We start from the raw sequence: 12,254 nt of genomic DNA on the forward strand, positions 1-12,254 counted from the left end.
CTTATTGAAAAATGACCCAAGAAAGATTTATGTTTTTGTGTCCCAGTGGCAGTGGATAAGCTTGGCAGTAGTATCCCGATTGAAGTCGCATCGACACCCACTGCAGGTAGGCATGCGATTCAGAGCGACGTATATAACGAGCCTACAGAAGCGAGCGGTAAAGTAATTTTGAATAAGTTCTAACACCCTTTCCAATGATCAATAGCCAGTTCAGTTTTGTGAAAACACGCTTCCCTAGCCTGGCAAAGGACACGGCACATCTGGCGACGCGATTTGCAATGTCGAATCTGTGGATGGCATTCCGACATTTAGCGAGCGATACAGGAGAGGTGTGCCTGTAATATAGGGAATAGCCACCGCGAGGTTCTCACGGCGGCTAATAAAGATAGGAATGAGTGAGTGATCTGAGCGTTTTGGATCAAATCGGCACTTTCAAAATTGAAGGCAGCCGAATTTTACAAAAAAATATGACTACCTCAGACCACCCCTAGCCGGGCCTTCCAAACATCGCAGAGCCTTGTTTTATTCTCGAGCTCCCTACTAAAAAAGCAACAGATAACACTTTAAGCATCGAGCACTGCAAATACTTCTCCAGCAGACTGAATCGCCGCTAGTGCAGCAGGAACTCCGGCAGCTATACCTATTTGGATAATTGTGTCAATAATTTCCTGACGCGAAACACCGGCACGCAAGGCTGAGCCAATTCGCAGTTTCAGAATGGGAGCAGCAGTTGCTCCTAGCGCAACACATCCAGCTACCATAATGAGTTCTCTGGTACGCAGATCTAACGAACTCTGCCCATAGACATCGGCAAATTCCCACTCCATAACAAATCGGCCTATAGCAGGAGCAAGGTCCTTTAGCCCGTCCAAGAATTCACTAGAACGCAGCCCAGTGATCTCCTCAAACGCCGCCTGGCCAGCAAGGAAACGCTGATCGTTGACTGATACAGTTTCGGGGGCTTTAGCCATTACAGAAATCCTCCTAATTGATTTGAAATGCGCTTCAGTTTGTCCGCAACGTGAATAATTACCGGATGGTAATTATAGGGCAAAAAATCAACCGATCAATAGTTATTTACCAATCAGTAATTAGCGAGCGTGGTGCGACATTTCACTGCAAAGCGTCCCACCTTGTTTACCAAGCGATTGTCTATCGTTATGCTGAAAGCATGATCAGATCACCACAATCGAAACGCAAATGTGCCCCCGCCGAGACGATCGACGACTCCTCGAGGCCAACGCCAAACAAACGCAAACGCATGCCCCCCCAAGAGCGTGAGAGGGAGATTATTGAAGAGGCGGTACGCTTTTTCGCCGAGGTCGGATTCGAAGGTACCCTACGCGAGTTAGCCGAACGCCTTGGAATCACACACCAGAACCTGTTTCGTTATTTCGCAACGAAAGAGGCGTTGATAGATAGAGTGTACCAAGAGGTCTACCTTAGCCGCTGGCAACCTGAATGGGAGGCAATGCTAAAGCAGCCTGGAAAGACCTTGGAAGCGCGATTAATCGACTTTTACAAGGCATATTTGCCTGCGATCTTTCGATATGACTGGGTTAGGATTTTTATTTTTGCAGGACTCAAGGGCGTCGGCATCAGTCAACGTTATCTTTCCCTAATCCAGACCAAAGTGATCGAACCAGTGGCGATGGAATTACGTGAGCTTTCCTGCGAAAAGCCACCCGGTGAGACCTTATCGTCGGCTGAGCTTGAAGTTGCATGGGGATTACACGGTGAATTATTTTATCTTGCCCAACGTCGCTGGGTATATGACATGACAGTTCCGGAAGATCTGGATCGTTTTATCGAAATATCTATCATTCGCTTCCTGCATGGAGCACCTGCTGCCATGCAGGCATTGACGCGCGACGGAGCTAACTAAAAGTTGCGACGCCAGCTCACACGATTAAATCGTCCCGCTCACGCGCACCGCCAATCACTCCGACGGCTCCTATAACAGTACCGTCGCGAAGCAACTGTATTCGCCAAGAATATATCGCAACTGCCCCCCCCTCCCCGTTCGAACTATTTATAGCGAAGAGTGGTCCGCCTGACTGAATATATCGAGCCATATCTAAAGGGCTAATACCGAACTCACCAATCCGGATATGCGCGATTAAATCCTCTCGAGCGTCCTCCACCGCAATCCTCATCGGCTGATTGATTCGCTCAGTCTTAAATTGCGCCGCCGCAATAGACTAAAGGGCATTATTCAGACTCAACATCAATGAAGTCCTTTGAGTATGGATACCATTAAATATCATACACTCTGGCGAGAGTGCTAATAAGCACGGTACTCAAGCGTGGCGGACATTAGAACTGGGATGTCCCGATCCGTAGGGCATCATAAATGCCGCCAACACTGCACCTATTAATGTAACCACAGCGATCGCTGCCAAGGTATCGGCATGCGCCAAAATCTGAGATTGAAGCCGCACATTACTAGCTAGTAGATGCAATGCCTGTTCCGTCGCCTGATCACTGCCGCTGGACCGCATACTGACTGCCGAGATAAGGGCATCCAGCCTCGCTGAAACAGCGGCCGAGGATGTGCTCACATGATCCATAAGTACATTAGATCGGGTTTGCTCACGTACTCGATCCAAAGTGCTAACCCAAGCCAAACCCGCCGTACCGCAGATACTGCGCATAACATTGAATGCCATAGCAGCATGCAATCCCTCGCGCGGCAAAAGATCACCAACATACAAATACAGTAGTGGCAACAAGATCAGGGGCAGCCCTAAGCCCTGCAATATCTGCCCAATGCGCAACTCATCGCCCTCCCATGAGCCGTCGATGTTCAAGCTGTCATGCAGAGCACCCGTGGCGACCAATACGCCCCCCAATACAAGTAAACGACGGGGACCTCCCAACCATTTCCTATCCAAGCACACTACCGCGCCCGCAAAACTAATCAATTGCGGCCAGCCTGCATCCCACAGCACCGCTCCCAATTCGCGCGGATGATAGCTGTGTATCTGTATAAGGAATTGGGGAATCACATAGCTGCAACCTGTCACAGCGACACTGAAAGGCAAAATTCCCAAAATGCCCAGTACTATATTGCGTCTCGACAGCAGTTCTACATTAAGCAGGCGATCATGCCTCACTCTGACCACGTGATATATAAATCCGCATATGGCAACCGTACCGGCGAATAGCAACACTCTAATTGGGGTTGCCTGTAACCAATCAAGCCGATTACCCTGATCGAAAGCACAGGCGAGCATGCCAAGCCCGCCAACGAACAGGAGCATTCCAAACCGATCCATATGAAGCAAAGGCCGCAAACGCAGTCTTTCGCGCGGCAGACCATAGAAACCCGCGATCAATGCGAATATGCCAGGCAGAAGGTTTGCGAGAAACAGTGCGCGCCATCCCCAGTGGTCGAGCAGCCAGCCTGTGATTGCAGCGGCCAACTGCGGGGCCAGAGTCGAGGCGGAGATATACAGTGCCAAAGCAAGAGCACGATGCCTAGCCGGTAGAGTTCGCAATAGCGCAACTATCGCCATCGGTAATAGGACCCCGCCGGCCATACCCTGTGCAAAGCGAACGATGATCTGAGCAGCATAAGGAGGGCTGAACGCCATTAATACCGAGGTAGCCATAAAGAGCAACGTTGCCCCTAACAACACCCGTCGAAGTGATAACGCAGTTGCCAACCAGCAGCCAATCACCACGCCGACTACATCTCCAGCGGCATAAGCTGAAGAAAGCAAAGTACCTTCGTCAACCCCCAGGCCTAAACCACCCCGTACATCGGCAAATCCCAGCACAACGTATCGGGCACCGAGCACGGTCATCCAGGCTGCAGCAATAGCGGCCACGCAGGCCGAAAAACGCCGACGATCCCATCGAATCAAAGATCCGGGAAAAAGTCGCGACTTCAGCCGACTATTCACTTCTGATACGGCAAGGCCTAAAGAGTCACTCACACCCGCCCTCGCAGCCAGCCGGTTAACCAATCAATAAAATTTCCTGAACTCAGTCCGGTTGATGTGTGAATGGTCGTAGTAACGGACATACCCGGGAGCAGAGAGGACTGCGAATCCTGACTCGGGTCAAGTGTGATCTTCACCGGAAAACGCTGAACTACCTTAGTGAAATTACCTGTCGCATTGTCGGCTGGAAGCAAAGCAAACTGCGCCCCGCTGGCAGGCTGAAGACTGTCAACCTTACCTTCGAATGCTCGGCCAGGCAGACTGTCAACCAAAATAGTAACGCGCTGTCCTGGGCGTATATGCGTTATCTCGCTTTCCCTAAAATTTGCGACCACCCAAACATGTGGCAGCGGAACTACATCGGCGATCAGCGTTCCGGTGCGCACATACATACCAGGACGCACATGACGCTCGCCAATGACGCCATCAACCGGAGACGTGATACGTGTCCAGCCAAGATCTATATTGCGCAGATTCAGACTCGACTGTGCAGCCTGAAGATTGGCTCTCGCCTTGTTTATACTCGCATTGCTCATTTTCTCCCGCTGTTGCGCCGCCATCCACTCGGCGCGCCTCTGGGCAAGATTAGCGCTCAAACGCTTAACGTCTGCATCAATACCATCAACCTGCTGGCGAGACACAGATCCACTTGGCAGTAAAGCATGATAGCGACTGTGATCAGCAACTGCGCGATCCAACTCAGCGTGTAAAGCCCGTAAGGATGCCGCAGCCGCTTCTACTTGAATCTGTTGATATTGCTTTTGGCTGAGAGATTCGACCAGCGCGGCAGCGGCTAAATCAGACTTAGCCTGAGCTTCGGCGACCTTTTCTCGATAATCAGCATCCTGCACTAATGCCAACAAATCGCCAGAACGCACTCTCTGATTGTCGCGGATCGGCACATCCACGAGATATCCTTCAACGTGTGATACTAGCGGGGTCAGATCGGCCCGGACGTAGGCATCATCAGTAGTCACACTGTCCCTGTACGGAATCGGGTACCAGACTGCCACCGCAGAAGCGAACAGCACGGACGATGCCATAGCGAAGCGCCTTGACATTCGCACTCTGGTTGTAACAAGCGGCCAACCCACTATTAACGCCCATCTACTTTTTATTCTGCGACGAGATCTGCACGTCGCATCCCCACTTTTTGCCGCAGATTGTCGGAGCATCTACAACCACCATTAATTACCATTTGGTAATTATAGGTCTTGAGATCGGCAAGTCAACCCGAGTTCAGTTACCGCAAGCACCAGCTGTTACCGATCGAAATCACATCCGAAAATATTTCAGATCTATATCACCTACGTGAACGCCCCACGGTATCGACTGCTGTCGGGGATTTGGCGTGCTCACTTTTGGCTCAGCACGCTCATCACTGGAGAGGATCTGCGTATGTATAACCCGTGCCCAAGCTGTAACTCTGGACGCGTCGTCACGAAAAATATCGGTAAACAAACGGGTGGATTAATTGGTGCGGCAGGCGGTGTGGCCAGCGGTGCCGCCGGCGCCCTTTCAGGCGCAGAAGCCGGCGCGGTGCTGGGAGTAGTCGGCGGGCCGGTGGGAATCGCTATCGGCAGCGTCGCCGGGGCGCTGCTGGGCGGTCTGTTTGGCGGAGTGGCTGGCGGGATCGCGGGGGCCACGCTGGGCGAGCAGATCGATGAGAAAGTCCTTCACAACTATCAATGCCTGGCGTGCGGTTACAGCTTCAGCGTCAACCGTTAAGTCGTTGTGAACAGGCGTCGCTTGTCACTGACAACGACGCTCTTCTGCATTCATTCGCAAGGAATCATTCCCATGGCTCATCTCGTTGAACAAATGGCTTACGTTGGCGCCACTCCTTGGCATGGTCTGGGCAGTCGCCTTTCCCCGAAACAACCGCTCGAAGTCTGGCAGCGTGAAGCGGGTATGGACTGGAAGATCCAAGACAGCCCCGTTCATTTCAAATCCGAGAGCATCGGTGCACTGGGTTCAATTCACACCTTCCCAGAACAGAAGGTGCTGTATCGCTCCGACACCAAGGCCCCGTTGTCGGTGGTCTCCAACCGCTACCAGGTTGTGCAACCCCGTGAAGTACTGGAGTTCTACAGGGATCTCACTGAAGTTTCCGGCTACGAGCTGGAAACCGCTGGAGTGCTCAAAGGCGGTCGCAAGTTCTGGGCTCTGGCCCGTACTGGGCAAGGCACGGCGCTGAAGGGCAACGACGAGGTGAATGGCTACCTGCTGCTTGCCACCTCCTGTGACGGCACCTTGGCCACCACCGCCACTCCGACCACCGTGCGGGTAGTCTGCAACAACACGTTGACCATTGCCCTGGCAGGTACGACAAAGGCGATCAAGGTGCCGCACAACACCCGCTTTGATCCCAATGCAGTGAAAAAGCAGCTGGGTATCGCCGTCTCACAGTGGGACGAGTTCATGTACCGAATGAAAAATCTGGCTGAACGCAAGGTGCAGTGGCATGAAGCGATGGGCTTTTTCATGAACGTGCTGTGTGACGCAACCCCCCATAGCAAACTGCCCGAAGTCCTGCCGAACGAGCGCGCGCTGCGCAAGGTTCAAAGCCTGTACGAAGGCGGCGGTCGCGGCGCCACGCTGGAATCGGCCCAAGGAACTGCGTGGGGCTTGCTCAATGCTGTGACCGAGTATGTCGATCACGAACGCAGGGCTCGTAGTAACGAATACCGCATGGACTCTGCCTGGTTCGGTCAAGGTGCACAGATCAAGCAACGGGCGCTGGAGGCTGCGCTACAACTTGCAGCTTAGCCCCTGTATTCGCTGTCTTCATCAACCTCACCCCCTTCTCATTCTTCTCACTCCTTAAAACGCCTGGTAAGCCTCGTGCTGGTCGGGCGTTATGCCTCAGGAAATGATCATGAGCACTCAATCGCTGCAAAAATTCAGTACTAAACCCCGTCCGGCGTTGCGCCTGGTGGGTACCCAACAACTGCCGCGTGAGGACTGGCTGGCCGTGCGCAAGCTAGGTATCGGCAGCTCGGATGCGGCCGCTGCCGTCGGGCTTAACCCGTACAAGTCCCAGCTGGAGCTGTGGATGGAGAAAACCGGGCGTGATGAATCACTGCCCAAGCTCGATCCGCAAGACGAGGAAAGCCCGGCTTACTGGGGCAACATTTTGGAGCCTATCGTGGCTGCGCATTACACCAAGCGTAGCGGTCACCGGGTGCGACGGATCAATGCCGTGCTGCAACACCCGGCTCCGCAGTTGAACTGGATGCTGGCCAATATCGACCGTGAGGTGATCGGCGCATCAGAAGTGCAGATTCTCGAATGCAAAACCGCCGGCATAAACGGCGCACGCCTCTGGAAGGAGGGTGTGCCCGAGTATGTGCAGTTGCAAGTCATGCACCAGCTCGCCGTCACCGGCAAGCAGGCCGCTGATGTGGCGGTACTGCTCGGTGGTCAGCACCTGGAAATCCATCGCATTGAACGCGATGAACCACTGATTGCTCGGCTGATCGACCTGGAGCGGTTGTTCTGGGATTACGTCGTCAGTGATACCCCGCCGCCGGCAGACGGATCTGCCTCGGCGGAGCAGGCGTTGCGCTGCCTTTATCCGCAGGACAGTGGGCAAAGCCTGGACTTCAGCCATGACACGCGGCTCTGTACGACCTTTACCGAACTACAGCGCGTGCGAGAATCGATTGCTCTGCAGGAGAAGCAGGAAGCTCAGCTCAAGCAAACGTTGCAACAGGCTATGGGCGATGCCAGTCGGGCGATCTTCGCAACTGGCTACATCACTTGGAAGAAAGCCAAAGACAGCGTGGCCCTGGATATCCCCCGTCTGCTGAAAGAAAAGCCCCATCTGCAAGTGCGCTACTCGACCACCAAAACCGGCAGTCGACGTTTTCTGCTGGCCTGAACGTTTGTTCGCTCCTCCCTTATTCCCATGCCCTTTCTCTCCAACGCCCCCCTGGCCGTTTGCGCGGTCTCGGTGGCGTTTTTATTTCAGATACAGGAGAACTCTCATGCTCAAAGGTTTAGCCATCACCCCCCCGATTTTGGGCCGCATTTCCATCGGCAAGGTCGTCGAAAAGAACGGCAAGCGTCTGCCGGAAAAGGACGATCAATTCACCCTCACCTCCCAAGTACAGAGCCGCGAGGGCTGGTTACTGCATCCACTCAACGAGGAGCTGCGCAATGGCCAGGACGGCAAGCTGCGCAGCATTCCGATCCGGCTGCTGTTCAACGAGCCCGACCTCAACTTTCGGGCTGACTACAGCCTGTTCGACCGCACTACAGGACGACTACTGTGCGTCGGTAATGGCGAGACCTGCAAGCGCTTGACCAAGGACGGCATCCAGTCGTTGCCCTGCCCTTCACCGGATAGCTGTTCACTGGCTCAAGGCAATGCCTGCAAGCCTTACGGCCGGCTGAACGTGGTGATTGGCGATGACGATCCGCTGGGCAGCTTTGTTTTCCGTACCACGGGCTACAACAGCATCCGTACCCTGGCGGCACGCCTACATTACCTACAAGCCATTTCCGGAGACCGTCTCTCCTGTCTGCCGCTGGAGTTGCGTCTTCGCGGCAAGTCCACCCGCCAAAGCCACGGCACGCCGATTTTCTACGTGGACATCACGGTGCGCAGTGGGCTGAGCCTAGAAGACGCCTTGCTGGAAGCCAAGCAACTGGAGGAAACCCGGCAAGCCGCAGGCTTTGATCAGACCGCCTTGGATCACGCGGCACGACAGGGCTTTAGCAACGGAGCCTTTGAAGACAGCGATGAGGACACCGGGGCCATCGTCGAGGAGTTCTTCCCCACAGCAGAAGATCAGACCAGCAAGGCAGAAGCCGCTCCCAAACCAGCGCCCACTGCCAAAACCTCACTGGTACAAAAGCTGGAATCCAAATCCCTCCAAAGCGGCAGTGACCACTCTGCTCGCGCCCACTGATCACACTTCCAACCTGACCCAATGTCTTCCAATTCAAGAGAACCCCCATGAAATATCACAAGCTCAAAGCAGGTGAGACGACCGGCACCTATGTCATGGAATCACCGGTCACCGAGGCCGACATCCTACAGATGGCTCAACAACTGGCAATGAGTCGTCTGTCTAAAGGCCGGGCACTGACTGAGCCCAAGCAGCTCTTCAGCCACCTGCAAACACTGCTGCAGTACCACGAGTACGAAGTCTTTGCTTTGCTACTGCTCGACACCAAGCACCGGGTAATAGGCTTCAGGGAGCTATTCCGAGGCACGTTGGATGGGGCGTGCGTGTACCCACGGGAAGTGGTCAAGATCGCTCTAGAGCACAACGCCGCGGCCGTAATTATGGTTCACAATCATCCCTCCGACGATCCGGAGCCAAGTCAAGCTGATCGCACGCTCACCGCCACCCTCAAGAACGCTTTGAACATGGTCGGTATCCGGATATTGGATCATGTCGTGGTGGGCCATGAAGGCTGCGTGTCGTTGGCTGAACGAGGTTACCTGTAGCCCTTATGGTCACACCGTCCGATAGACTGCTCTTGGCTGATGCCAGGGCGGTCATCGGCACGGTACCCAATCACTTATTTTTTGTCGTAATTCAGCGTTTGACTTCGGCTGCAGCCAAAGCCATGGCTGCCATCCACAAAGACCTTAGTAGCCGACTTGCAGAGATAACTTGTTCGGTGGAAGAGGACTGCCTGTCCAGCCAGGTCGTCACGACGCAGGTGATAGAACAGGTTGATGGGGATCTCGACCAAACCGCTGACGGCCTCTACAGATACCCATGGCCAAAGCGACGCGATAAGCGTTGTTGCCGTCCTTTCGTGAGCTTCATGCTCGCCCCAGGGAGGCATGGCAGTTGTCCCGGTAGAGTTGGTAAAGGCGGGTGATGTTGCTTGTATGGGCTGCAGCTGGGATAAACAGGAGCGATGCTCCACCAAGACATCCAGCTTAAGTTACAGGCTGCATGTCCGGTGCAGAAACACTGTATTCCTAAACAGGTAAAGAAACCGCCCGGATCATTAGGCTAACTGAAGTCCCGTGGGGAATTTCAGTAGCGTTTCGCATTAGATCAAGCTCGATTTGTTGACAGTTCTCAGCAGACGCGCAACGTGCCATCATTTTGCAATCCAATCCAGCGATAAAAGGATGTACCGATGGCACAGCAGTACCTCAACCCTGCCCTGATCGGGCTCCTCAGCTTACTGTTTCTGGGCATCGGCTTCTGGATCAATAGCCGTATCGCAGCAGGCAAGCTGGCCCAACAGTTTTCCGAGCTGCAAGCCAGTCATCAGGCTGAACACCAGCAATTGCTGAACGATGTCGCGCTTGCGCGGCAACGCGAGCAGCAAATGCTCCATGAGCAATCGGAACATCAACATGAGCTGAAATTGGCCGTTGAGGCATTGGCTAACCATCGAGAAATCGAAAAGCAGCTCAGCATTCAGCTCAGCGAGTTCAAGACTTCGCTGGAAGCTGAGAAGCAACGTACGCTCGATAAGGTGCAGCAACTCGCAGAGGCCGCCACCCTCACTGAAAAACACAGTACGGAAACGAACCAACTCCGGTTGCAGCTCGGCGAATTAAAACAGGAGCTTGGGCAAGGCCAGGAGCAGACACGGCAGTTGGATGAGCTGAAACAGGCGCTGACGCAGCTGCAAGCGCGTTTTGAAGCAGCTCAACTACAACTGCAAAAACAAGGTGAGCATCTAGGGCAAAGCGCGGAACAAGCGCATCAGCTCCTGGAGGTAAAAACCGCCAACAAGGACCTCCAAAGTCGCCTCGACAATACCCAGGAAGAATTTAAAAAGCAGCGCGAACAGTTGGGACAGGCAGCAGAACAAAAGGACCAACTGGACACGCTACGCAACACATTGGCCCAACGAGACAAAGAACTAGGCACTACGCGAGAGGAGCTCAGCCTTGCGAAGCAGAGTCTTGCCGAAATAAATATGCGCCACCAGCGCGACCAGCACTCAGCTGCAGAGAAACTGCAGTTATTGGAAGATAACAAGGTTCAACTCAAGCAGGAGTTTCAGAACCTTGCCAATCATATTTTCGACAGTAAACAGCAGAGCTTCTCTGAGCAAAGCCGCCAAGGGCTGGACACTCTACTAAAACCGTTCAAGGACCAGCTCGAGTCATTCCGTCAGCGGGTGGATCAGGTTCACTCCGATACCGTGCAGGGCCAAAGCTCGATGAAAAGCGAGCTGGTCAAGCTGATGGAATTAAACGTCCAGATCACAACCGAAGCGTCAAACCTTACCAAAGCGCTCAAGGGTGACAAAAAACTTCAAGGCACCTGGGGCGAGCAAAAGGTAGAGATGCTGCTTGAGCAGGCAGGGCTGCGCAAAGGGTTCGAGTACCACCGCGAGGCGAACTTCAAGGACGACGATGCAGGAAACAATCGACCAGACTTCGTGGTCAATTTGCCCGAAGGCAAACACATCATCATCGATAGCAAGATGTCGCTAGTGGCCTACACGGAGTACGTTTCCGCCGAAACCGACGAAGATCGCACCAAAGCCCTGTCCGCACACGTTCTGGCTTTGAAGAACCACATCAACGGATTGTCCGATAAGAAATATACAGACCTTAACGGCATCAACTCTCCTGACTTTGTGTTTTTATTCATGCCGGTTGAGCCCGCATATTTGGTCGCGGCCGAGCACAGTCCGGGGGTATTCCAGGCTGCATATGAAAAACGTATTGCGATAATCACCGCCACCACACTGCTGCCGGTTCTGAGGGTCGTATCGAATCTGTGGAGCATCCAGCGTCAAAACAGCAGCACGCTGCAACTCGCAACGATGGCAAGCAAGGTTTACGACAAGTTGCGCATCTTCGTGGATAAAATGGACAAGCTCGGTAATCAGATCGCTACGGTGCAGAAAAGCTACTCCGACAGCGTCAATACTCTGAAAGGGGATCACGGAAGCCTGGCCAAGACCGTGGACAAGTTCGTCGCTTTGGGCGTCACGGTCTCCAAGCGTCTACCAGCATCAGCTGTGGGAAACGATGAAGAGATGGAAAGCGACTTAGCAATACTTCCGGTGGAAAGCGCGGCCAATACCTAACGTAAACAGTGAGCGGCACCCTTGCCGCTCACTTTGCCTCAACTGACCTAGAGCACTCGTTCGGTGATCCTGAGAAAGCGCAACTCGATCAAGGGCAATGCCGATCTGGACACAGGTCTCTACCGTTACCGAGACTTGGTCCAGAACACCTTTAGCGGAGTGCTGGCTTAAATCCGCGGGTCGGCAACGCCCCATCGGGGCCATTCATTGATTGCGTTAAAGATTATTGGATTCAGGCCGATAGATGGCTTAACCGGCGCTCTCCCAAGACAGCCA

The 12,254-nt window shown here is 53.7% G+C and carries 10 protein-coding genes and 3 pseudogenes; 9 read left to right on the top strand and 4 right to left on the bottom strand.

Annotated elements, in window-relative coordinates; all coding sequences use genetic code 11:
- Positions 1-185: 185 nt before the first annotated feature.
- Positions 186-341, top strand: a pseudogene (locus TX24_RS32645) (IS5/IS1182 family transposase); the annotation flags it as partial.
- A gap of 222 nt (positions 342-563) precedes the next feature.
- Here the strand turns inward: TX24_RS32645 and TX24_RS25740 are convergent.
- Positions 564-971, bottom strand: a complete 408-nt coding sequence (locus tag TX24_RS25740) for a carboxymuconolactone decarboxylase family protein (protein WP_010562376.1) — start codon at positions 969-971, stop codon at positions 564-566.
- A 50-nt stretch (positions 972-1,021) separates the two neighbouring features.
- On the opposite strand from TX24_RS25740, the gene TX24_RS25745 reads away from it, so the two are divergent.
- The gene (locus TX24_RS25745; protein ID WP_233098363.1) at positions 1,022-1,885 is read left to right on the top strand and encodes a TetR/AcrR family transcriptional regulator; all 864 of its coding nucleotides are present in this window, start codon (positions 1,022-1,024) and stop codon (positions 1,883-1,885) included.
- Between the two features lie 415 nt (positions 1,886-2,300).
- Here TX24_RS25745 and TX24_RS25755 read toward each other — a convergent pair whose 3' ends face one another.
- Both TX24_RS25755 and TX24_RS25760 read right to left on the bottom strand, forming a co-directional pair.
- Positions 2,301-3,941: an MFS transporter gene (locus tag TX24_RS25755; protein ID WP_127882194.1), complete on the bottom strand. Its 1,641-nt coding sequence runs from the start codon at positions 3,939-3,941 to the stop codon at positions 2,301-2,303.
- Positions 3,938-4,990 carry an HlyD family secretion protein gene (locus TX24_RS25760; protein ID WP_052673020.1) on the bottom strand — a complete coding sequence of 351 codons (1,053 nt, stop codon included), beginning with the start codon at positions 4,988-4,990 and terminating at the stop codon, positions 3,938-3,940. Before TX24_RS25760 ends, TX24_RS25755 begins: the two co-directional genes overlap by 4 nt.
- A 355-nt stretch (positions 4,991-5,345) precedes the next feature.
- Between TX24_RS25760 and TX24_RS25765 the strand changes: the two genes are divergently transcribed.
- From TX24_RS25765 to radC, 5 genes are all read left to right on the top strand, one after another.
- The gene (locus TX24_RS25765) at positions 5,346-5,675 is read left to right on the top strand and encodes a hypothetical protein (protein ID WP_057711617.1); all 330 of its coding nucleotides are present in this window, start codon (positions 5,346-5,348) and stop codon (positions 5,673-5,675) included.
- A gap of 72 nt (positions 5,676-5,747) precedes the next feature.
- Positions 5,748-6,716 carry a DUF932 domain-containing protein gene (locus TX24_RS25770; protein WP_057711619.1) on the top strand — a complete coding sequence of 323 codons (969 nt, stop codon included), beginning with the start codon at positions 5,748-5,750 and terminating at the stop codon, positions 6,714-6,716.
- Positions 6,717-6,825: 109 nt separating this feature from the next.
- On the top strand, positions 6,826-7,830 hold the full coding sequence (locus TX24_RS25775) for a YqaJ viral recombinase family nuclease (protein ID WP_057711621.1): 1,005 nt from the start codon (positions 6,826-6,828) through the stop codon (positions 7,828-7,830).
- A gap of 106 nt (positions 7,831-7,936) precedes the next feature.
- The gene (locus TX24_RS25780; RefSeq protein WP_057711623.1) at positions 7,937-8,863 is read left to right on the top strand and encodes a recombination directionality factor; all 927 of its coding nucleotides are present in this window, start codon (positions 7,937-7,939) and stop codon (positions 8,861-8,863) included.
- Positions 8,864-8,910: 47 nt separating this feature from the next.
- Complete coding sequence (gene radC, locus TX24_RS25785; protein WP_057711626.1) at positions 8,911-9,408, top strand: RadC family protein; 498 nt, start codon at positions 8,911-8,913, stop codon at positions 9,406-9,408.
- Between the two features lie 74 nt (positions 9,409-9,482).
- On the opposite strand, the pseudogene TX24_RS31385 reads toward radC, so the two are convergent.
- Positions 9,483-9,683: pseudogene (locus tag TX24_RS31385) on the bottom strand (YagK/YfjJ domain-containing protein); the annotation flags it as partial.
- Positions 9,684-10,058: 375 nt separating this feature from the next.
- Here TX24_RS31385 and TX24_RS25795 point away from each other — a divergent pair.
- Together TX24_RS25795 and TX24_RS31985 are read left to right on the top strand one after the other, a co-directional pair.
- The gene (locus tag TX24_RS25795) at positions 10,059-11,978 is read left to right on the top strand and encodes a DNA recombination protein RmuC (protein ID WP_057711631.1); all 1,920 of its coding nucleotides are present in this window, start codon (positions 10,059-10,061) and stop codon (positions 11,976-11,978) included.
- A 57-nt stretch (positions 11,979-12,035) separates the two neighbouring features.
- Positions 12,036-12,134, top strand: a pseudogene (locus TX24_RS31985) (IS5/IS1182 family transposase); the annotation flags it as partial.
- Between the last annotated feature and the right edge of the window lie 120 nt (positions 12,135-12,254).

Origin of the sequence: Pseudomonas lactis, from assembly GCF_001439845.1 — a bacterium.
In the GTDB taxonomy this organism is placed as follows: Bacteria; Pseudomonadota; Gammaproteobacteria; order Pseudomonadales; family Pseudomonadaceae; genus Aquipseudomonas; species Aquipseudomonas lactis.